This is a genomic window from Cupriavidus sp. a3, assembly GCF_051015765.1.
GTDB lineage: Bacteria > Pseudomonadota > Gammaproteobacteria > Burkholderiales > Burkholderiaceae > Cupriavidus > Cupriavidus oxalaticus_A.
On record NZ_CP170644.1, the window covers coordinates 1593673 to 1612590 of the forward strand.

An 18918-nucleotide genomic window follows, 5' to 3' on the forward strand; every position below is an offset into this window, starting at 1 on the left:
AGACTAGCAAAGGAAATGGACAGCATCCACATTTCTTTGCGGCACACCGCGAAAGGCGGCACTGCCTGGGCTGTCGGCCGGATTTACTGCGGCAGCCGCACCTTGGGCACCACAAACTGGTTGCCCGGCGCGCGCATGACGTCGCACTGGACCTTGGCCTTGCGCACCGCGCCGTCCTGCGCGAGGTACTCGACGTCGCCCACTACGCTGTACGCGTCTTCCGCGACCTTGCGGGTCTTGGCGCCGACCCACTTGAAGCTGCCGGGGTTGGGCAGCGCGGCCTTGACGGCCTTCATGCAGGCGATCGGGGCTTCGGGGGCCTCGTCGCGCCCGCGCGGCTTTGGCGCTTCATCCCCAGTCTGCGCGGCCTGCACGGTTGCCGCGCAGCCAAGCGACAGCAACAGCACGAGCGCGGCGGACAGGGAACGCGGGGAAAGCGACGAGCGCGGCGAAAGCATCTTGGAGACTCCTGGACCGGGGGGCTAAAACTGCACGGGCGCCACATTTTAACGCCGACACCCATGCCGGTCAGTCCGCCGGCGCGTTGTAAAAGTTCCCAGGTCGCCACTGGTGCCCGGCGTGCTACAGTGATCCGCGCACCCCGACCTGCCCGCAAGCATGAAAACGCTGTTGATCGTCTATCACACCATGACCGGCGGCACCCGCCAGATGGCCGAGGCCGCCGCCGCGGCCGCGCGCACGCAGGAAGGCGTCGCCGTGGTGCTCAAGCGTGCGGCCGAAGCCGGCCCGGACGATGTGCTGGCCGCCGACGGCTACCTGTTCGCCACGCCGGAAAACCTCGCCGCCATCGCGGGGATGATGAAGGACTTCTTCGACCGCTGTTATTACCCCGCGCTGGACCGCATCAACGGCCGCCCCTACGCCACCATGATCTGCGCCGGCAGCGATGGCCAGAACGCACTGCGCCAGGTCGAGCGCATTGCCACCGGCTGGCGCCTCAACCCCGTTGCGCCCGGCCTGATCGTCTGCACGCACGCGCAGACGCCGGAGCGCATCCTGGCCCCCAAGCAGATCGAAGCGGACGACCTGGCGCGCTGCGCGGCGCTGGGCGAGGGCCTGGCGGCAGGGGTGGCGCTGGGCGTGTTCTGACCGGCCTGGAGCCTTGGCCAGCGTGACTCCCGTCCGGGAACGGGATTTGCACCGCCATGTCATCCGCCCCCTGGGCGCACCTGCGCGCAGCGCCATGGAAGATCCCGAAGTCACTGCGGCCGAAGCCCGCCGCGATCCCCTGGACAGCACCGCCCGCGGCCCCATGCGCGTGGTCGAGGCGCTGACGCAGACCGCCCTGGTATTGATGGCCGCCACGCTCGCCTGGGTGCTGTGGCGGCGTACCGATGCCTTTGCCTGGTTCGGCTCGCTCGCCCCGGCGGCATGCGCGGCGCTGGCGCTGCTGGCGACGATCGTGGCACTGCTGGGCGTCTGGTTCGGCATACATGCCTGGCGGCGCGTGGGCTGAGGCAACTGCAGGCTGGCGCCACGTGTGGCTAAACCTTACAACGCGGCGGTAAGAATGCCCTCCGCTGCCCGTCCCCGGAGGCCATCGTGGCTGATACTCCCTCTAATTCCCCATCCCCGGCCCGCGCCGGCCTGCTTGCCGTGGTCACCGGTGCCTCGTCAGGCATCGGCTACGAACTGGCGCGCTGCTGCGTGCAGCACGGCTATGACCTCGTCATCGCCGCCGATGAGCCGCAAATCGAAGTGGCCGCCGCGCAACTGCGCGACGAGGGTGCCCAGGTGGAGGCGCTGGTGGCGGACCTCTCCACGCCGGCGGGCGTGGAGCAGCTGTGCGCGGCCGTCGATAACCGCCGGGTCGACGTGCTCTGCGCCAATGCCGGCCGCGGCCTCGGCCACGCGTTCCTGGACCAGGACTTTGCCGACATCCAGCGCGTGCTGGAAACCAATGTGACGGGCACGGTCCACCTGTTGCACCGCATGGGCCAGCGCATGCGCGAGCAGCGCAGCGGACGCATCCTGATCACGGGATCGATCGCCGGCTTCACGCCCGGCACTTACCAGGCGGTGTACAACGCCACCAAGGCGTTCCTGGATTTCATACGCGCTGCGGCACGAATTGCAGGGCAGCGGCGTAACCGTGACCTGCCTGATGCCCGGCGCGACCGAGACCGAGTTCTTCGAGCGGGCCGACCTGCTCGACACCAGGATCGCCCAGCAGAAGAAGGCCGACCCGGCCGATGTGGCACGCAGCGGCTTCGATGCGATGATGCGCGGCGAAGGCGAGGTCATCACCGGGTGGCAGAACAAGCTGCGTGCGGCGATTGCCATGGTCACGCCGGCCGACGTGCTGGCCGAGCGGCATCGCCGCATGGCGCAGCCGCGCAGCGAGGCAGACGATCGCTTGCCGCCGGAGGAACCACTTAAAGGGGCAGCAGGAGGAGCGCGCCGCGACGCTTGAGCCAGACGGCAGAGGGGCCGCGCCAGCGGCGCGCCCCTTCTCATCGCATATCGCAGATAACGTGGCAGATCAGATGCGCGTCGTGCCGCCGGTGCTGTCCCGGCCGGCACCCGGGCCGCCGCTGCCCGCCTCCATGCCGCCGCCATAGCTGCTGGCGCTCGACCCGGTCGCGCTGCCCGAACTGCTGACACCGCTGACATGGCCGCGCCCGCCTGCGGCGGACCCGGTGCGGCGCATATCCCCTGCAGCCTCCCTGACACCCTCTGAAATCCCCGAGACGCCGAACGGCCCGGCCGCGCCCATCCGGATCCCGTTATGGACCTCGCGCACGCCGAATACGTCGTCGGCGATGTCTTCGATGCAGTATTTCTGGTGGCGATCGCGGACATTCCCGCTCAACCGCACCACGCCGCCCTCCACGTCGACCTCGACGTCCTGCACGTCGACATGGCGCGCATGGGCCAGCCGTTCGCAGATTTCTTCACGAATACGCTCGTCGCTGCGCTGGTAGCCCTTCGGGCCGACGCGGTCGCGCCCACGCAACGGCTGGCCAAATCTGCCTTCGCCCCGGTCATACTCGCTTCGGTGCGAGGCCATGCCGCCCTGGCGCCCGGTCATGGCCTGGCCGCCGCGGCGGCTTTCGCCCCACTCGTCGCGCACGTTTCCGCCCTGGTCCGGGCCGCTGGCGCGCCACGCTTCATCTTCGTCCCACGGCGCGCGCTGGCCGGAACGCTGCCAGTCTTCGCGGCCACCCTGGCGGCTGCCGTAATAGCCCTGCCCACGCACATCGTCGCCATGGCGCTGGCGGCCTTCGTAGCGCCCTTCGCCATAGTCGCGGGCCGGCCCGCCAGACTGCCCGTAGCGGCCTTCGCCATAGCCGCGCGGGTCGTCCGCGCCTGCGCGGTGCGGCGCCTCTTCGTCGCGCCACCAAGAGCTGCTGCCTTGATTCCGGAATGGATGCATGGTTCGTCTCCTGCCGATCGGAACTGCGGAATGGAAACTGCGGCGCCGGCATGCAGCGGCGCCGCACCGCTTGCCTGAGGGCGCAAGTTCCGTTCCACTGCGGCAGGCATGTCGCGCGGCCGCGCGCGGCTTGCAGTTCACGCCGGCGCAAGCCAACGCAAAGGCGGGCGCCCTGTAAAAAGCGCCCGCCTTTGTAAGGCATCCTTGCGATGCCGGAGAAACCCCGGATGTTCCTGCAAGGGACCCGGCCTGGATCCCGATGATGCATCGCCTCAGGCGGCGAGTGACTCCGCAAAGTCCAGCGCGGATCCGCTGCCGTCCTGGTCTTCCTGCATGATCAGCCCGACGCCACGCCGCTTTGCCGCGGCTTTGCCGATATTGACGGCGACGTCCCGATCCTCGCAATGAACCAGGCCCTTGCGTGCACTTTCGACCGTCAGTTCCCAGCCTTGGGGCGTCTGCCTGATGAGGAAGTTCGCAGCCATGGGTCGCTCCCGAGTCGTTTACGTGTTCTTGAAGGGTAGCGCATGGGTGCCACGGCAAAATCGGCGTCCGTCCTATAGCGTGTGGGCACTCCTCCTACACGCCCGGCATGAAAGCGCCTCTTGATTCATATCAGAGTCATAACTAAACGGAGGTCCATAAAATCCATCGCAATTCAGCGAAAACAAACCCGGGAGACGATGGATTTGCGCACTGCCACAACCCCGCCGTCCGCCGCCAGGAGCGTGCTGCATGACGTGGAGCAGACCCAGCTGGCCATCGAACTGATCGGGCTGGGCGCGCGCCTGCAGGTGCTGGAATCGGCGCTGTCGTTGCCGCGCGGGCGGCTGGTCCGGTTGTACAGGGAATTGCGCGGGACATCGCCGCCAAAGGGCATGCTGCCCTTTTCGACCGACTGGTTCGTGACGTGGCGGCCCAATGCGCATGCGTCGATGCTGCTCAATGCCTACCGCTTCATGCGCGACGCCGGCGGGCTGGCGGGTATCCGCGCGCTACTGTCGGGCTACCGCGTCTACCGGGAGCAGCTCTCCGTCACCGGGGAAACCGCGGAACTCAGCTTCACGCGCGCCTGGACGCTGGTGCGCTTCCACGAGAACGGCATGCTGCAGCTGGCACGCTGCCGGCGCTGCGCAGGCGACTACGTGGTCCAGGCGAATGGCCCGCGCCGGCACTACGTTTGCGGCATGTGCATGCCGCCCGCGCGGGCCGGCAAGGGCCGCAAGGCGGCCGCGAGCACGGTGGCCTGAGCGCGCCGGTGGCAGGCATTGTCTCCTGCCGCACTGTCAGCGCCGCCGCGCCCTCCCAAGATAGGCAAGCCAGCCAGACCGGCCAGCCGCGCGCATGCACGCGGTCTTCACGATTGCCTCGGGAGCCCCGCCGATGTTCAGGATCAACCTGCTGTCCCGCATACTCGGCGCCGCTGCGCCCTCCCAGGCCGCCAACGATGCCCACAACCTGGCGCCAGCGCCTGCCGTGCCGCCCGCGCCTGCCGTCACCGCGCCCGCGGCGCCGGCCAACCCGGACCTGCTGGCCACCAACCTCAAGACCCAGGGCGATGCCATGGTGCAGTATGGCGCGCGCCTGCTGGTGATACGGGAACTGCTCGCCGCCCTGGCCGCCGGGCTGCCGCCGGCAGCCCAGGCCGGGGTGGAACGGCGCTTCCGCGTGCGCGTCGACCAGTTGCTGGCGCTGACCGACGACCGGGGCCTGCCGGCGGAATTCCACGACACCCTGCTGGCTGAAATCAACTACTACCTGGGCGAACTGAAGCACTGAGGGCGCAGCGCTTCAGCGGTGCGACAACGCAGCCGCCAAGACTATGCCCCGCCACCGGTGCGTGGCGGACACTTTGTCGACGTTGTAACACCTCGGTACAAGCCAGCTTGGCGCAACGTGCTACAGTGCGCCCTTCGCACCGGGCCAGCGCAACTGTGTGCCTTTGTCCCCGTTCCGACATTTCCGGCGCGCACACCGTGCGCGCCAGGCGTTGCCCAATCGACGTGCCGGGCCGCCAGCCATTCGCTCTTGCCGACCGCGCGCGCCCCGCCCGCCCTCGTCCGCCACCTGCCGTGGCGCCCAATCATCGCTGTGCAGCCGCGCGCCGGAACGCCGCGCTGCCGCCATCGCTCCACAGGATCCTCATGACCCATCGGCTCCGGGCCGCACTTGTCGTCGCTGTCTTCAAATTCTTTGCCGCGCTGCCTTACGGCGTGACCGCGCGCCTGGGAGACGGCATCGGCAAGCTGCTGTACCAGATCCCCAGCCGCCGGCGCCGGATCGTGCTGACCAACCTGGCGCTGTGTTTCCCGGACATGGATGAAGCCGCCCGGCATCGGCTGGCACGGCGTCATTTCGGCCATGTCATGCGCAGCTACCTGGAGCGCGGCGTGCAATGGTTCGGCGATGCGCAGCAGCTGGACAAGCTGATCGAACTGGACAGCCGCATCGACCTGGCCACCTGCACCGGGCAACCGACCATCTTCCTGGGTTTCCACTTCGTCGGCATCGAAGCCGGCTGCATGTTCTATTCGATCCGCCACCCGGTCGCATCGCTGTACACCAGGATGTCGAGCCCGATGCTGGAAGAGATCGCGCGCGCGCAGCGCGGGCGCTTTGGCGCCGAGATGATTCCGCGCAGCGGCAGCGGCAAGCAGGTGGTGCGCACGCTGCGTGCCGGCTGCCCGGTGATGCTGGCGGCTGACATGGACTTCGGCCTGACCGATTCGGTGTTCGTACCGTTCTTTGGCGTGCCGGCCTGCACGCTGACGTCGGCCTCGCGGCTGGCCAGCATGACGGGCGCGCGCGTGGTCCCGTTCACTACCGAAGTGCTGCCCGACTACCGCGGCTATCGCCTGCGCGTGTTCGACCCGCTGGAGGGCTTTCCGTCCGGCTCCGTGGAGGAGGATTCGCGCCGCATGAATGCCTTCCTGGAAAAGCAGATCGCGACCATGCCCGAGCAGTACTACTGGGTCCACCGCCGTTTCAAGAACCGGCCCGCCGGCATGGCGCCGGTGTACTGAGCCGGCGCTAGCCGCCGCCGGCGCGCTGCCACGCGGACTGGATATCGTCCATCAGCCGCGCCAGCTTTGCCGCATAGCGGGCGTTGTCGCGCCTGCGCTCGCTGGCTGAATACGGGAAGCTGATGTTCAGGCCATAGAGCTGCTGGTCGGGGCCACGGAACGCCGCGCCCACCGCCAGCAAATGCCCCTGCTGGTAGGCGGCGGTGCAAAAGCCGCGTTGCTGCGACTGCCCGATCGCCCGCAGCACGCGCGCCCGCATGGCCGGCCAGGCCTCGCCCTGCCGCGCCGCGATGCCTTCAAGCATGTCCTCGCGCACGCCGTCCGGCTGTGCCCCCAGCCATGCCAGCCCGATCGATGTCAGCTCCATCGGCACGCGCGTGCCCGGCACCACGCGCCGCGTGCGCGAAACGCTGTCCAGGCTATGCCGGATCGAGGCCAGGTACACCATGTCGAGCTTGTCGCCCACCGCCAGTCCCACGTTGACCTTGTCGGCCTCGGCCACCTTGCGCATCAGCGGCAGCGCGATTTCCGCGGCGCGGTTCGCATGGCGGAAGGCATCGGCCAGGCTCAGCACCACCGGCGCGAGCCGGTAGGCGCGTTCGTTGACGTCGTAGCGCAGGAAGCTGGCGTCCACCAGCGAGCGCGTCAGCCGGCTGACGGTCGGCCGCGGCAGGCCGGTGCGCGCCGCCAGTTCCGCATTGGTCAGGCTGGTGGTCCCGACGCGGAAAGCGCGCAGCAGCACCAGCCCCCGTTCCAGTGACTGGCTGCCGGCGGTATCGCGGGTAAAGCGGCCGGTCTGGTGGGTCACGCGGCGCGTCGACACCGCTTCGGGTGCTTCGGGTGCTGTCCGGGCCATCTCCGCATAATTTCAGTAAGCGAAATCCGAGTATAGCGGCGACGCGCCGCAGCGCGAATACTGTGGGCTCCGCCGGCTCTTGCACCGGCCCACAACACAGAGGAGCGCCCCGCATGTCATCCGCCGCCGATATCCAGCTCAGCCGCGACGGCCACGTCGCCCGCATCGTTCTGTCCCGTCCGCCGCACAATTTTGTCGATGCCGACGTGATGCGCCGGCTCGCGGACACGCTGCTGGCACTGGACGACGACGCCAGTTGCCGCGCCATCGTGCTGGCCTCCGGCGTCAGCGCCTTCTGCGCGGGCGCCGACTTCAGCGGCGCCGGCCAGGGCGAGATCGCCAACGACCCGGCCGGCTTCTATGTACAAGCGATGAAGCTCTACCGCAACCGCAAGCCCATCGTCGCCGCGGTGGAAGGCGCCGCCGTCGGCGCCGGCCTGGGCCTGGCACTGGTGGCCGACTTCCGCGTAACCTGCGCCGAGGCACGCTTCAGCGCCAACTTCAACCGGCTGGGCTTCCATCCCGGCTTCGGCCTCAGCGTGACGCTGCCGCGGCTGGTCGGCGAGCAGCAGGCCGCGCTGCTGTTCTACACCGGCCGCCGCATCTCCGGCACCGACGCCGTCGCCATCGGCCTGGCCGACGAACTGGTGGCCAAGGCCGAAGTCAACGACCGCGCCATGGCGCTGGCGCAGGAAATCGCCGCCTCGGCGCCGCTGGCGGTGGAAACCACGCGCGCCACGCTGCGCGAGGGCCTGGCCGACCGCATCGCCGAGGTCAACCAGCGCGAACTGGCCGTCCAGCGCGGGCAGTTCCGCAGCGAGGATTTCCGCGAAGGCGTGGCCGCGATGGCCGAGCGCCGCACGCCGGTGTTCCACCGCCGCTAAGGAGCCAACCGTGCCTGGACAACACACCCCTGCCACGCCCGCCGGCCCGCTCGACGGCATCCGCGTGCTGGACCTGACCGCGGTCGTGCTCGGTCCGCTGGCCACGCAGGTGCTGGCCGACTTTGGCGCCGACGTGATCAAGATCGAAGGGCCGGAAGGCGACCTGATGCGCGCCAACGGCGTGTCGCAGCACGCCGGCATGAGTTCGATCTACCTGGCGCTGAACCGCAACAAGCGCTCGGTCGTGCTCGACCTGAAGACCCCCGAGGGCGCCGAAGCGCTGCGCGCGCTGATCGCCGGTGCCGACGTGCTGGTGCACAACATGCGCGTGGCGGCGATCGAGCGGCTGGGCTTTGGCTACGAGGCAGTCGCCCGCATCAACCCGCGCATCGTGTACTGCGTCGCAACCGGCTTCGGCCAGGACGGCCCGCACCGCGACAAGCCCGCCTTCGACGACATCATCCAGGCCGGCTGCGGACTCGTGGCGCTGGGCGCGGGCAATGGCGAGCGTCCGGAATACGTGCCCAGCCTGATCGCCGACAAGACCACCGGGCTGGCGCTGGCCAACGCGGTGCTGGCCGCGCTGCTGCACCGCGAGCGCCATGGCGTGGGCCAGTCGGTCGAAGTGCCGATGCTGGAGACCATGGCCGCCTTCGTGATGACCGAGCACCTGGGCGGCCTGACCTTCGAGCCCGCTCCCGCCGGCGCGGGCTATGCGCGGCTGCTGCAAGGCGGCCGCCGCCCCGCGCCGACGCGCGACGGCTGGATCTGCGCGCTGCCCTATACCGAACGCCACTGGCAAGCCTTCTTCCGTGCGGTCGGCCGCGACGATCTTGCCGACCGCTACGAAGTCGGCGACCGCGCGCAGCGCAATGCCAATATCCGCGCGCTGTATGGCCACCTGGCCGAACTGACGCCCGAGCGCAGCACCGACGAATGGATGGCGCTGTTCGAGTCGCTCGACATCCCCGCCACGCCGATCTACGGGCTCGATGCGCTGGTCGACCATCCGCACCTGCAAGCCGTGGGCCTGTTCCAGGCCACGCAGCACCCAACCGAAGGCGCGTTGCGCGAAGTGCGCCCGGCCGCGCGCTTCTCGGCCACGCCGCTGTCGTTGCGCCGGCATGCGCCGGCACTGGGCGAACACACCGCCGAGGTCTTGCAGGAAGCCGGCATCACCCTACCCGCCGCGCATGCCGGCACACCCGCCGGCGCTCAGGAATAACAAGGAGACACGCATGAATTTCCAGCTCGACGAAGAACACCGCATGCTCAAGGACCTGGTCGCGCGCTTTGTGCGCGAGCAGCTAATCCCGCTGGAGCCGGCGGTGCTGGCCCGCGAGGCCGGGGGCGGGCAGCACGCTCTGCTGCCGGAAGAACAGGCGCGGCTCGATGGCCTGTCGCGCGAGCTGGGCCTGTGGGGACTGGACGCGCCCGCCGAGATGGGCGGCGCCGACCTGCCCGTGGTAGCGATGGTCGGCGTCAACGAGGAACTCGGCAAGACCATCACGCCCTATGACCTGCCGCCGGATTCGCCCAACCTGCGCATGCTGATGCTGACCGCGAACGACGCCCAGCGCGAGCGCTACCTGGACCCGTATGCGCGCGGCGAAACGGTATCGGCCATCGCCATTTCCGAGCCCGGCGCCGGCGGCGACCCGGCCATGATGACCACACGCGCCGAACGCGACGGCGACCACTGGGTGCTGAACGGCCGCAAGATCTGGATCAGCCGCGCGGCGCGCGCCGACTGGACCATCGTGATGGCCGTGACCGACAAGGCCTCGGGCGCGCGCGGCGGCATTTCGGCCTTCATCGTCGAGCGCGGCACGCCCGGCCTGCGCGTGGAGCGCCGCATCCCGATGATCGGCGGCCATTCCACCTATGAAGTCGTTCTGGAAGACTGCCGCGTCCCCGCCACGCAGCTGCTTGGCACCGAAGGCCAGGGCTTTGCGCCGATGCAGGCACGCCTGTCCACGCGCCGCGTGCAGATGGCCGCATGGTGCATCGGCCGGGCGCAGCGCGCCCTCGACATGATCTGCGAATACGCGCCGCAGCGGCAGACGTTCGGCGCGCCGCTGGCACAGCGCCAGGCGATCCAGTGGTGGGTGGCGGACGCCGCCACGCGCATCCACGCCTGCCGCCTGATGACCTACGAAGCCGCCAGCCGCATCGACGCCGGCGAAGAGGCGCGCACGCAGGTCTCGATGATCAAGGTCTTCGCCACCGAAATGGCGTGGGAAGTGATCGACCAGGCGATGCAGACCTTTGGCGCGATGGGCATGACCAAGGAGCTGCCGCTGCAGCAGATGGCCAACGAGACCCGGCTGATGCGGATCTACGAAGGGCCCAGCGAAGTGCACCGCTGGGTGATCGCGCGCGACCTGCTCGGCCTGCGCCGCTGATCTACTGACCACTTTGCACCGGCGGGAACACGCCGGGCTTTTTCGACCGAAAGGAGACACCATGCAACAGCCTTACCGTTCGCGCCGCCGCTTCCTGGGCCTCGTCGCCGCAGCGCTGGCAGGCATCGCACCGCTGCCGGCGTTTGCTGCCGACGATGCCTTTCCCTCGCGCGCGATGCGCTTTATCGTGCCGTTCCCGGCGGGCAGCGGCACCGACACCACCGCGCGCCTGTTCGCCAGGAAGATCGGCGAGCTGACCGGACAGGGCGTGGTGGTCGAGAACAAGCCCGGCGGCAACGGCTTTATCGGCGTGCAGACCGCGCTGAACGCGCCGGCGGACGGCTACACGGTGTTCATCGGCAGCAATTCCACGCTGTCGACCAATGCCGCCACGTTCCGCAAGCTGCCGTATGACCCGCTGACGGATTTCGCGCCGATCACGCTGCTGTCGCGCGGGCCGTGCGTGGTCATCGTGCCGGCCGGTTCCCCCTACCGCACGCTGGCGGAACTGCTGGAAGACGCGCGCAAGCGGCCCGGCGCGCTCAACTACGGCACGGGCTCGATCTCGTACACGCTGTACAGCGAATGGCTCAACGAGCTGGCCAGGATCAAGACCACGCCGGTGCCGTACAAGGGCGCTGGCGATGCGATCAACGGCGTGATGGCGGCCAACGTGGACTTTGCCGTGGTCGATGCCACCGGCGCGATCGAACTGGTGCGCGGCGGCAAGATCCGGGCGCTGGCCTATACCGCGCCGCAGCGCTCGCCGCTGTTGCCGGACGTGCCGTCGATCGTCGAGGCCGGCCTGCCCGATTTCCTGGCCTACAACTGGGTGGCCGCCGCGATTTCCGCCAAAACCCCGCCGGCGGTGGTGAAGCGCCTGCAGGACCTGTTCACGCAGGCCGGCAACGCGCCCGACGTGCGCGAGTACTACACGCGCCAGTCGACCAGGCTGATCCTGTCTTCGCCGGCGGAAATGCTGCAGTACCAGAAGGATGAGATCGTGCGCTGGAAGCGGCTGGCGACGGTGGCCAAGATTCCGCTGCAATAACCTTCAGGGCGCTCAGCAGCTGTGCTCGCGCAGCAGCGTCGTCAGGCGCTGCGCCAGCGGCGACAGGTACGCGCCGGCGCGGGTCAGCACGCCGATTTGCCGGCGCAGGTCCAGCTCTTCGACTTCCAGCGGCAGCGGGCGCAGGCCGTGCTGCATGGCGTCGCCGCCCTCGTTGGCGATGCTCAGCATCTGCGTGCCCTGCATCAGCGCGAACAGCGAGGGGCTGCCGAAATCGATCTCGACGCGCGGCTGCGGCGCCGGCAGGCCGCGCTGGCGGAAGGCGGCGTCGACCTGCTGCCGCAGCGTGATATGCCCCTCCGGCAGCAGCCATTCCTGGTCGGCCAGGTCCGCCAGCCGCAGCTTGCGCCGGCGCAACAACGCGTGGCCCTGGTCCGCTACCACCACCAGCCGGTCGTCGAACAGCGGTTCCACCGCAAAGTCCGTTGAAGCCTGCACCGGCGCTACCGCGAGATCGAGTTCGCCCGCAGCCAGCAGGTCCAGCACGTCCCGCGCCAGCCGGCGCCGCAGGCGCAGCCGCGCCACCGGGCGCTCGCGCATCAGCTGCTGGCACGCGCCCAGGATCACGCCGCCCGGAATCGACGGCGAATAGCCCACCCGCAGCACGCCCTGCTCGCCGGTGCGGATGCCGAGCATTTCCTTGATGCCGTCCTCGTATTCCAGCCGGATGCGCTGCGCCCGCTCCAGGAAACGCGCGCCGGCGTAAGTGGCGGTCATGCCGTTGGCGGTCCGCTCGAACAGTGGCAGCCCGGCCTGCGCCTCCACTCGCTGCACCGCCTTGGTCAGGGCCGGCTGGCTGATCCCGAGGGCCTCCGCCGCCCTGCCGATGCCGCCGTGCGTGGCCACGGCGAGGATGTATTCCAGGTCCCGCGTCTCCATTGCCTCACATTCCTGATGGTTATGGCTTTATATCCAGCGCCGCATTGTGGTGATGGGCGTCATCTTACAGACTTAGGCGCAGAGCCGTAGCACAACACCATTCGCATCACGGAGACAGCATGAGTTTCGCGTACTTCCTGCGCCGCGCCGCGCGCTATTGGGGCGACCAGCCCGCCATCCTCTACCAGGACCAGGTGGTGACCTACCGCCAGCTGGAAGAGCGCTCCAGCCGCCTGGCCAACGCGCTGCTGGCGCTCGGGCTGCAGCGCGGCGACCGCGTCGCGGTGCAGGCGCGCAACCGGCCCGAGCTGGTGGAACTGGAGTGCGCGCTGTACAAAGCCGGCCTGGTCAAGGCGGCGCTGAATCCGCGCTTTACCGCCACGGAAGCCAGTGATGTGGTCGAAAACTGCACGCCGCGCGTGCTGATCGCCGGCCCCGGCTACACCGGCTACTCGCGCGCCACGCCGGGTTTTGGCAGCGTGGAGACGTTTATCGCCATCGGTGAAGCACCAGCAGGCTATGTCGGCTACGAATCACTGCTGGCCAACGCCGGCACCACGCCGCCGGACATCGCGCCCGCTGCCAGCGATCTCGCGGTGCTGCACTTCTCGTCCGGCTCCACCGGCAAAATCAAGGCGGCGATGCAGACCTACGGCAACCGCATGGCGGCGCTACGCAAGATGGTGGCCGGCATGGACCGCCCCGCTCGCCCCGGCGACCGGCTGGCGCTGATCGGCCCGGTCACGCACGCCTCCGGCATGCTGATGCAGCCCTACCTGTACCTGGGCGCGACGCTGGTGCTGTTCGACAAGTTCGAGCCCGCGCACTTCCTGGCAGAAGTGGCGCGGCTGCGCATCACGCACGTGTTCATGGTGCCGGCGATGATCAACATGCTGATGGCCGAGCCCTCGCTGGCGCAGGCCGACCTGTCCAGCCTGAAGACGCTGGCCTACGGCGCCGCGCCCATGGCGCCGGCGCGTATCCGCGAGGCGTGGGAGCGCATTGGCCCGGTCCTGTCGCAAGGCTATGGCGCCAGCGAATCGACCTCCGGCGTCACGCGCCTGTCGACCGCCGACCACGCCGACGCGATCGCGAACCACCCCGAGCGCCTGGCCTCGTGTGGCCGCGCGCTGGGCGAGACCGAAGTACGCGTGGTCGACGAACATGGCCGCGAGGTCGCGGCCGGCGAGATCGGCGAACTGGTGATCCGCGGCGAAGACGTGTTCCAGGGCTACTGGGGCGAGCCCGCGCTGACCGCCGAGACCATCGTCGACGGCTGGCTGCACACCGGCGACATGGCACGCGTGGACGACGCCGGCTACCTGTACCTGGTCGACCGCAAGAAGGACATGATCATCTCCGGCGGCTTCAATGTGTACCCGACCGAGGTCGAAGCCACGCTGTACCAGCACCCCGACGTGCTTGAAGCCTGCGTCATCAGCGTGCCCGACGACACCTGGGGCGAGAGCGTCAAGGCCGTGGTCACGCTGCGCCCGGGCCGCGAGGCCAGCGCGCAGCAGCTGATCGCGCACTGCCGCGAGCGCATCGCCGACTACAAATCGCCGCGTTCGGTCGACTTTGTCGCCGAACTGCCCAAGAACGCCAGCGGCAAGCTGGCCCGCAAGATCGTGCGCGAACGCTACTGGCAAGGCGTGGCGCGCCGCGTCAACTAAGGAGCCCGCCTGTCATGTTCGATCACCTGACCAACCCCGTGCTGGTGGAAACCCGCGCCGGCATCCGCCGCTTTATCGACGAGGAACTGCGCCCGCTGGAGCAGGAGCTGGGGCTCGGCTCCGAAGACCCGTGGCCGCGCGAAGTGCTGCGCAAGGTCTGGCGCCGCTCGTACGAACTGGGTTTCTATGCCGCCTGCCTGCCGGAATCGCTCGGCGGCAAAGGGCTGAATATCCAGGAGCAATGCGCGCTCAAGGCCGATCTTGCCGCCAGCGGCTCGACGCTGGCCGCGCATGTGCTGGGCGACCTGGGCGGCCCGCCGCGCGTGGGCAACATGCTCAAGTACGCCACGCCGGCGCAGCTGAAGCAGTACTTCGAGCCGGTCATCCGCGGAGAGAAGTCGACCTGCTTCGCGCTGACGGAAACGCATTCCGGATCCGACGCGCAAAGCATCAAGACCACCGCGGCCGCCGACGGCGACGAGCTGGTGATCAACGGCGGCAAGCACTACATCAGCGGCGCGCCGTTCGCGGACTTCGCCATCGTCATGTGCGTGACGGATGCCACCACGACGCCGCCGGCGATCAGCGCGGTCCTGGTCGACCTGAACCTGCCGGGCGTGACCGTGACCAACGAGTACGTGCCGATGTCGGGCCAGCATATCGACGGCGATATCCGCTTCGACAACGTGCGCGTGCCGCGCGCCAATATCTTTGGCGGCGAGGGCAACGGCTTCAAGCTCGGCATGTCGCGCATCAACGTGAACCGCTTGCTGCACTGCCCGTCGATGCTGGGGCTGGCCATGCGAGCCTATGAGTCGTCGGTGGAATACGCCGGCAAGCGGCGCCAGTTCGGCGGCCCGATCGCGCGCTTCCAGGCAATCCAGCACATGCTCGCCGATATGGCCGCGGCGCTGTGGGCCTGCGAAAGCATGATCGCGCACACCGCGGCACTGGCAGACGCCGGCGCCGATCTGCGCATGAAAGCCGCGGCGTGCAAGCTCTTTGTCTCGGAACGCTGTTTCGAAGTGGCCGACAAGGCGGTACAGATCCACGGCAACGTAGGCGTCACGCGCGGGCATCCGGTCGAGCAGACCTTCCGCAAGCTGCGCATGTTCCGCATCTTCACCGGCACGAGCGAGATCCAGCGCAACACCATCGCGCGCGCGATACTGGAGCCGCTGCAGCAGCAGGCGCAGCCGCCGAAACAGCAACAGGCATGACCGTGCCGGCGGCACGGTCGCCGCCGGCATCAGGACACTACAACAAGACCACGGAGACCTAGCATGAACCGCCGAGAATGGCTCGCCACCGCTGGCGCCGCCGCACTGGGAAGCGTCTTTCTGCCCGCCCGCGCCGCGGCCCCTGCCAACTATCCCAACCGGCCGATCCGGCTGATCGTCCCGTTCATCGCCGGCAGCACGCCGGACAATACTGCCCGCACGCTGTCGGCGGAGCTTGGCCAGAAGCTCGGCCAGCCGCTGGTGGTCGAGAACATGCCCGGCGCCGGCGGCATCATCGGCGCCACCGCGCTGCGGCGTGCCGTGCCCGACGGCTACACGCTGGGCATCCTCGCCAACACGCACGTGATCAACGTGCATATGTACCGCAAGATGCCGTACGACCCGGCGCGCGATTTCACGCCGATCACCGCGCTTTCCGGCGGGCCGACCGCGCTCGTCGTGCCCACATCGTCGCCGTACAAGACCGCGGCCGAGCTGGTCGCCGCCATGAAGAAAGCGCCGGGCAAGTTCAACTACGGCTCCGGCGGCAAGGGCAGCATCGCGCATCTGGCGGTGGAAACCATGCTCCACCAAGCCGGCTGCGACGCAGTGCACATCCCGTACAAGGGCGCGCCGGAAATCATCACCGCCATGCTGACCGGGCAGACCCAGTTCGGCATGCCGGTGCTTGGCACGGCGACCCAGTATGTGCGCAACCAGCAGGTGCGCGTGCTGGCCGTCACCGCCGCCGCGCGCTCGCCGTTCTTCCCGGACGTGCCGACCATGGCCGAAGCGCTGCCGCCCGGCTTTGTCATCGACAACTGGAGCGGGCTGTTTGCACCAGCCAACTTCCCGGCCGAGCTAACCCAGAAGCTCCATGCCGCCGTCGCCGCGCTGCAGAATGCCGGCGTGTTCGACGCGCAGCTCAAGGCCAACGCGGGCGAACTGCGCCGCAGCGCAACCCCGGCCCAGTTCGGCACGGTCGTGGCCGCGGACAACTCGCGCTATGGCGAGCTGATGAAGTCGATCGGCATGGTCGGCGACCTGGGCTGAGCGCCCTGCTTTCAAACCGGGATTGCAAATGAAACCAGAATGGTCCTGCCTGAAGGACGTCACCATCATCGACGCCAGCCAGCTGCTGCCCGGCCCGCATGCGTGCAACCTGCTGCGGCAACTCGGCGCCGATGTGATCAAGGTGGAACAGCCCGGCAGCGGCGACTCCATCCGCCAGCTCAGTCCGGCGGCGTATGCGCAGTTCAACCGCGGCAAGAAGTCCATCGCGCTGGACCTGAAGACCGACGCCGGCCGCGAGGCCTTCCTTGAACTGGCGCGCAATGCCGACGCCGTGGTGGAAGGCTTCCGCCCCGGCGTCATGAAGCGGCTGGGACTCGACTATGCGGCATTGGCCGCCGTCAATCCGGCCATCGTGCTGTGCTCGGTGTCGGGCTTCGGCCAGACCGGACCGTACGCCAGCCACGCGGGGCATGACCTCAACTACCTGGCGCTGGCCGGCTACTGGGCGACGCCGGTGCAGGTGCACGACAAGGTCTCGCGCCCGCGCGTGCGCGTGTCGGACTATGCCGCGTCAGGCTATGCCGCGCTGTCGCTGGCCGTGGCCATCATGAGCGCGCGGCAGCACGGACGCGGGCAGCATCTGGACGTATCGATCCACGACGCCATCCTGTCATGGACCGCCCACGGCGCCTGGGCAGCGCGCGGCCATGAGGCGGCGCCGCAGGAATCGCCGACTGTGATGCCGGAGAACGACCTGTTCGAGACGCGCGACGGCAGGCATCTGGCGATGGGGATTCTGGAGAACAAGTTCTGGGTCAACCTGGGCGAGGCGCTTGGGGAGGAATTTCCTGCGCTGCGCGATCCGCGATATGCCACGCGGGCCGGGCGCTATGGGCACAAGCTGGCGGTCAATGACCTGCTTGCGGCGGTGTTCCGGACGCGCGACCTTGACGATTGGGAGGCTTTCTTCGGACCGCTGGATATACCGTTCTCGCCGGTGCTGGGGGCGGGGGAATTGTTTGAGGATGCGCACATACGGGCGCGAGGGGTGGTGCGGCGCCCAGCAGGAGAAGACGGGATTGCGGTGAACTTCCCGGTCGGGTTCTCCTTAGGGTTGCCAGAGGGGGACGACTTTGTGGCCGGTCTCGGAAAGGGAACGGCGCGCTAAACGGCTCAAAAGAATTCTTTTCGTCACTTTACACCGATACGAAGCGCTGAGCCCTAACGGATTAGCGAGAATTATTGCTCGGCTATAATTATTGGAATCCAATAATTTCCAATAAGTGCGCCATGACAAACATCTATCGTCGCCCGGCCCTTGCAAGCCAGATGTCGAAGCAGTTGCTCCACCCCGGCGTGCTGGACGAAGGGCTGCGGTCAGGCTTATTCCTGTCGGGCTTACGGCGCACCGGAAAAACGACGTTTCTTATCAACGACCTCGTTCCAGCCCTCGAGGCCGACGGTGCGATCGTTATCTACGTTGACCTCTGGAGCGACACTCAACGCAGCCCTGCGTCCCTCATCCTTGCCGCGGTAAAGAAGACGCTTGCCGAACTGGAGCAGCCGGGCTCCGCCGCCCTCAGGCAGCTCAAGCGCGTGTCGGGGGCCGACCTTGGCGCCTTTGGCCTCAAATTCGGGTTCAAGCTTGAAAGCGTTGGCGAGCCCGGCGGTGCCACGCTGGCCCACGCCCTTGCCGAAGTCGTCGACAAGGCCAAGACCAACTTGGTCCTGATCGTGGACGAGGTCCAGCACGCCATCACCTCCGACGAGGGCAATCGTATGCTACTGGCACTCAAGGCAGCCCGCGATGCCGTCAATCCACGCCCCAATACGCCTGGCTACTTCATCTTTGTAGGCACTGGCTCGCACCGGGCGCTGGTTGGCGAACTGACAGCGCGCCGCAACCAGGCCTTTGCAGGGGCTACCTCGGTCTCCTACCCCGTGCTTGGTGAAGACTACATCGCACATCTGCTGGAACGCTTGTCGGCAGAGGGATTCAGCGCGCGTCCATCGCTGGACGTTGCCGTCCAGGCGTTCCGCGCACTGGGCAACCGGCCGGAAGAGATGATCAAAGCCTTGCGGCAACTGCATTTCCACTTGCCCCCAGGCAGCAATCCGGACGAGCACCTGCCGGTCATCGCCAACACGCTCCGCTCGACCGCTGCCGACCTTGAACTGATGAAGCTCGAACAGCTGGGTGGACTGGCTACCGCGATTTTCGATCGCATCGCCTGCGCAGATGGTGACGCCCGCGGCTTGTTCTCGGCCGAGTCCGCCGCGGCATACTCCGCTGCCCTGGGACGTGAAGTCCGAATCGAGGAAGCACAGCCTGTGGTCAACGAGATGATGGCGACGAACCTGATCATGCGCAAAGGGCACGGGATCTATGGCGTGACTGACCCGTTCGTGCAGGAGATCTGGCTGGAGCGCAAGTCGCTTGAAGGCAAGCTGTAGCGGGAAGCAAGATAGCCGTCGCCTTTCACAGCTCGCCTTCATCG

19 protein-coding genes and 1 pseudogene are annotated in these 18918 nt (G+C 68.1%); 15 read left to right on the top strand and 5 right to left on the bottom strand.

Annotated elements, in window-relative coordinates; all coding sequences use genetic code 11:
• Positions 1-83 precede the first annotated feature (83 nt).
• Complete coding sequence (locus tag ACAD63_RS29050) at positions 84-458, bottom strand: DUF2880 domain-containing protein (protein ID WP_434034157.1); 375 nt, start codon at positions 456-458, stop codon at positions 84-86.
• 160 nt (positions 459-618) lie between these two features.
• Between ACAD63_RS29050 and ACAD63_RS29055 the strand changes: the two genes are divergently transcribed.
• From ACAD63_RS29055 to ACAD63_RS29065, 3 genes and pseudogenes are all read left to right on the top strand, one after another.
• Positions 619-1110 (top strand): flavodoxin family protein, encoded by a 492-nt coding sequence (locus ACAD63_RS29055; protein WP_434034158.1) that lies wholly within the window; start codon positions 619-621, stop codon positions 1108-1110.
• Positions 1111-1204: 94 nt separating this feature from the next.
• A complete protein-coding gene (locus ACAD63_RS29060) occupies positions 1205-1477 on the top strand; it encodes a hypothetical protein (protein ID WP_063240779.1) in 273 nt (90 codons plus the stop codon).
• 86 nt (positions 1478-1563) lie between these two features.
• Positions 1564-2434: pseudogene (locus ACAD63_RS29065) on the top strand (SDR family NAD(P)-dependent oxidoreductase).
• A gap of 69 nt (positions 2435-2503) precedes the next feature.
• On the opposite strand, the gene ACAD63_RS29070 reads toward ACAD63_RS29065, so the two are convergent.
• A complete protein-coding gene (locus ACAD63_RS29070; protein ID WP_434034159.1) occupies positions 2504-3397 on the bottom strand; it encodes a BON domain-containing protein in 894 nt (297 codons plus the stop codon).
• Between the two features lie 272 nt (positions 3398-3669).
• Complete coding sequence (locus ACAD63_RS29075) at positions 3670-3882, bottom strand: hypothetical protein (RefSeq protein ID WP_135703806.1); 213 nt, start codon at positions 3880-3882, stop codon at positions 3670-3672.
• A gap of 198 nt (positions 3883-4080) precedes the next feature.
• On the opposite strand from ACAD63_RS29075, the gene flhC reads away from it, so the two are divergent.
• The 3 genes from flhC to ACAD63_RS29090 all read left to right on the top strand — a co-directional run bounded on the left by flhC (position 4081) and on the right by ACAD63_RS29090 (position 6420).
• Positions 4081-4647 carry a flagellar transcriptional regulator FlhC gene (flhC, locus tag ACAD63_RS29080; RefSeq protein ID WP_133095196.1) on the top strand — a complete coding sequence of 189 codons (567 nt, stop codon included), beginning with the start codon at positions 4081-4083 and terminating at the stop codon, positions 4645-4647.
• Between the two features lie 133 nt (positions 4648-4780).
• A complete protein-coding gene (locus ACAD63_RS29085; RefSeq protein ID WP_135703805.1) occupies positions 4781-5176 on the top strand; it encodes a hypothetical protein in 396 nt (131 codons plus the stop codon).
• A 365-nt stretch (positions 5177-5541) separates the two neighbouring features.
• Positions 5542-6420, top strand: a complete 879-nt coding sequence (locus ACAD63_RS29090) for a lipid A biosynthesis lauroyl acyltransferase (RefSeq protein ID WP_133095198.1) — start codon at positions 5542-5544, stop codon at positions 6418-6420.
• 7 nt (positions 6421-6427) lie between these two features.
• Here the strand turns inward: ACAD63_RS29090 and ACAD63_RS29095 are convergent, their stop codons facing one another.
• Entirely contained in the window at positions 6428-7276 is an 849-nt protein-coding gene (locus tag ACAD63_RS29095) for an IclR family transcriptional regulator (protein WP_133095199.1), read from the bottom strand.
• A 113-nt stretch (positions 7277-7389) separates the two neighbouring features.
• Between ACAD63_RS29095 and ACAD63_RS29100 the strand changes: the two genes are divergently transcribed.
• The 4 genes from ACAD63_RS29100 to ACAD63_RS29115 all read left to right on the top strand — a co-directional run bounded on the left by ACAD63_RS29100 (position 7390) and on the right by ACAD63_RS29115 (position 11616).
• Positions 7390-8160 (top strand): enoyl-CoA hydratase/isomerase family protein, encoded by a 771-nt coding sequence (locus ACAD63_RS29100; RefSeq protein ID WP_133095200.1) that lies wholly within the window; start codon positions 7390-7392, stop codon positions 8158-8160.
• A 10-nt stretch (positions 8161-8170) separates the two neighbouring features.
• Positions 8171-9385: a CaiB/BaiF CoA transferase family protein gene (locus ACAD63_RS29105; RefSeq protein ID WP_434034160.1), complete on the top strand. Its 1215-nt coding sequence runs from the start codon at positions 8171-8173 to the stop codon at positions 9383-9385.
• Positions 9386-9398: 13 nt separating this feature from the next.
• Positions 9399-10565 carry an acyl-CoA dehydrogenase family protein gene (locus ACAD63_RS29110; protein WP_135703802.1) on the top strand — a complete coding sequence of 389 codons (1167 nt, stop codon included), beginning with the start codon at positions 9399-9401 and terminating at the stop codon, positions 10563-10565.
• Between the two features lie 61 nt (positions 10566-10626).
• Entirely contained in the window at positions 10627-11616 is a 990-nt protein-coding gene (locus ACAD63_RS29115; RefSeq protein WP_195431582.1) for a Bug family tripartite tricarboxylate transporter substrate binding protein, read from the top strand.
• Between the two features lie 12 nt (positions 11617-11628).
• On the opposite strand, the gene ACAD63_RS29120 is transcribed toward ACAD63_RS29115, so the two are convergent.
• Entirely contained in the window at positions 11629-12513 is an 885-nt protein-coding gene (locus tag ACAD63_RS29120; protein WP_195431581.1) for a LysR family transcriptional regulator, read from the bottom strand.
• Between the two features lie 119 nt (positions 12514-12632).
• Between ACAD63_RS29120 and ACAD63_RS29125 the strand changes: the two genes are divergently transcribed.
• The 5 genes from ACAD63_RS29125 (at position 12633) to ACAD63_RS29145 (ending at position 18874) form a co-directional block, all read left to right on the top strand.
• Complete coding sequence (locus ACAD63_RS29125) at positions 12633-14186, top strand: AMP-binding protein (protein WP_133095205.1); 1554 nt, start codon at positions 12633-12635, stop codon at positions 14184-14186.
• 14 nt (positions 14187-14200) lie between these two features.
• A complete protein-coding gene (locus ACAD63_RS29130) occupies positions 14201-15406 on the top strand; it encodes an acyl-CoA dehydrogenase family protein (RefSeq protein WP_135703798.1) in 1206 nt (401 codons plus the stop codon).
• A gap of 63 nt (positions 15407-15469) precedes the next feature.
• Positions 15470-16459, top strand: coding sequence for a tripartite tricarboxylate transporter substrate binding protein (locus ACAD63_RS29135; protein WP_133095207.1), 990 nt, complete (start codon positions 15470-15472; stop codon positions 16457-16459).
• A 28-nt stretch (positions 16460-16487) separates the two neighbouring features.
• Positions 16488-17588: a CaiB/BaiF CoA transferase family protein gene (locus ACAD63_RS29140; protein ID WP_434034161.1), complete on the top strand. Its 1101-nt coding sequence runs from the start codon at positions 16488-16490 to the stop codon at positions 17586-17588.
• 122 nt (positions 17589-17710) lie between these two features.
• Positions 17711-18874 carry an AAA family ATPase gene (locus ACAD63_RS29145; protein WP_434034162.1) on the top strand — a complete coding sequence of 388 codons (1164 nt, stop codon included), beginning with the start codon at positions 17711-17713 and terminating at the stop codon, positions 18872-18874.
• The last annotated feature ends 44 nt before the right edge of the window (positions 18875-18918 follow it).

Excerpts from the sequence above, each read along its gene's own strand:
- ACAD63_RS29050 (WP_434034157.1), bottom strand. The coding sequence starts at position 458 with ATGCTTTCGCCGCGCTCGTCGCTTTCCCCGCGTTCCCTGTCCGCCGCG.
- ACAD63_RS29055 (WP_434034158.1), top strand. The coding sequence starts at position 619 with ATGAAAACGCTGTTGATCGTCTATCACACCATGACCGGCGGCACCCGC.
- ACAD63_RS29060 (WP_063240779.1), top strand. The coding sequence starts at position 1,205 with ATGGAAGATCCCGAAGTCACTGCGGCCGAAGCCCGCCGCGATCCCCTG.
- ACAD63_RS29070 (WP_434034159.1), bottom strand. The coding sequence starts at position 3,397 with ATGCATCCATTCCGGAATCAAGGCAGCAGCTCTTGGTGGCGCGACGAA.
- ACAD63_RS29075 (WP_135703806.1), bottom strand. The coding sequence starts at position 3,882 with ATGGCTGCGAACTTCCTCATCAGGCAGACGCCCCAAGGCTGGGAACTG.
- flhC (WP_133095196.1), top strand. The coding sequence starts at position 4,081 with ATGGATTTGCGCACTGCCACAACCCCGCCGTCCGCCGCCAGGAGCGTG.
- ACAD63_RS29085 (WP_135703805.1), top strand. The coding sequence starts at position 4,781 with ATGTTCAGGATCAACCTGCTGTCCCGCATACTCGGCGCCGCTGCGCCC.
- ACAD63_RS29090 (WP_133095198.1), top strand. The coding sequence starts at position 5,542 with ATGACCCATCGGCTCCGGGCCGCACTTGTCGTCGCTGTCTTCAAATTC.
- ACAD63_RS29095 (WP_133095199.1), bottom strand. The coding sequence starts at position 7,276 with ATGGCCCGGACAGCACCCGAAGCACCCGAAGCGGTGTCGACGCGCCGC.
- ACAD63_RS29100 (WP_133095200.1), top strand. The coding sequence starts at position 7,390 with ATGTCATCCGCCGCCGATATCCAGCTCAGCCGCGACGGCCACGTCGCC.
- ACAD63_RS29110 (WP_135703802.1), top strand. The coding sequence starts at position 9,399 with ATGAATTTCCAGCTCGACGAAGAACACCGCATGCTCAAGGACCTGGTC.
- ACAD63_RS29115 (WP_195431582.1), top strand. The coding sequence starts at position 10,627 with ATGCAACAGCCTTACCGTTCGCGCCGCCGCTTCCTGGGCCTCGTCGCC.
- ACAD63_RS29120 (WP_195431581.1), bottom strand. The coding sequence starts at position 12,513 with ATGGAGACGCGGGACCTGGAATACATCCTCGCCGTGGCCACGCACGGC.
- ACAD63_RS29125 (WP_133095205.1), top strand. The coding sequence starts at position 12,633 with ATGAGTTTCGCGTACTTCCTGCGCCGCGCCGCGCGCTATTGGGGCGAC.
- ACAD63_RS29130 (WP_135703798.1), top strand. The coding sequence starts at position 14,201 with ATGTTCGATCACCTGACCAACCCCGTGCTGGTGGAAACCCGCGCCGGC.
- ACAD63_RS29135 (WP_133095207.1), top strand. The coding sequence starts at position 15,470 with ATGAACCGCCGAGAATGGCTCGCCACCGCTGGCGCCGCCGCACTGGGA.
- ACAD63_RS29140 (WP_434034161.1), top strand. The coding sequence starts at position 16,488 with ATGAAACCAGAATGGTCCTGCCTGAAGGACGTCACCATCATCGACGCC.
- ACAD63_RS29145 (WP_434034162.1), top strand. The coding sequence starts at position 17,711 with ATGACAAACATCTATCGTCGCCCGGCCCTTGCAAGCCAGATGTCGAAG.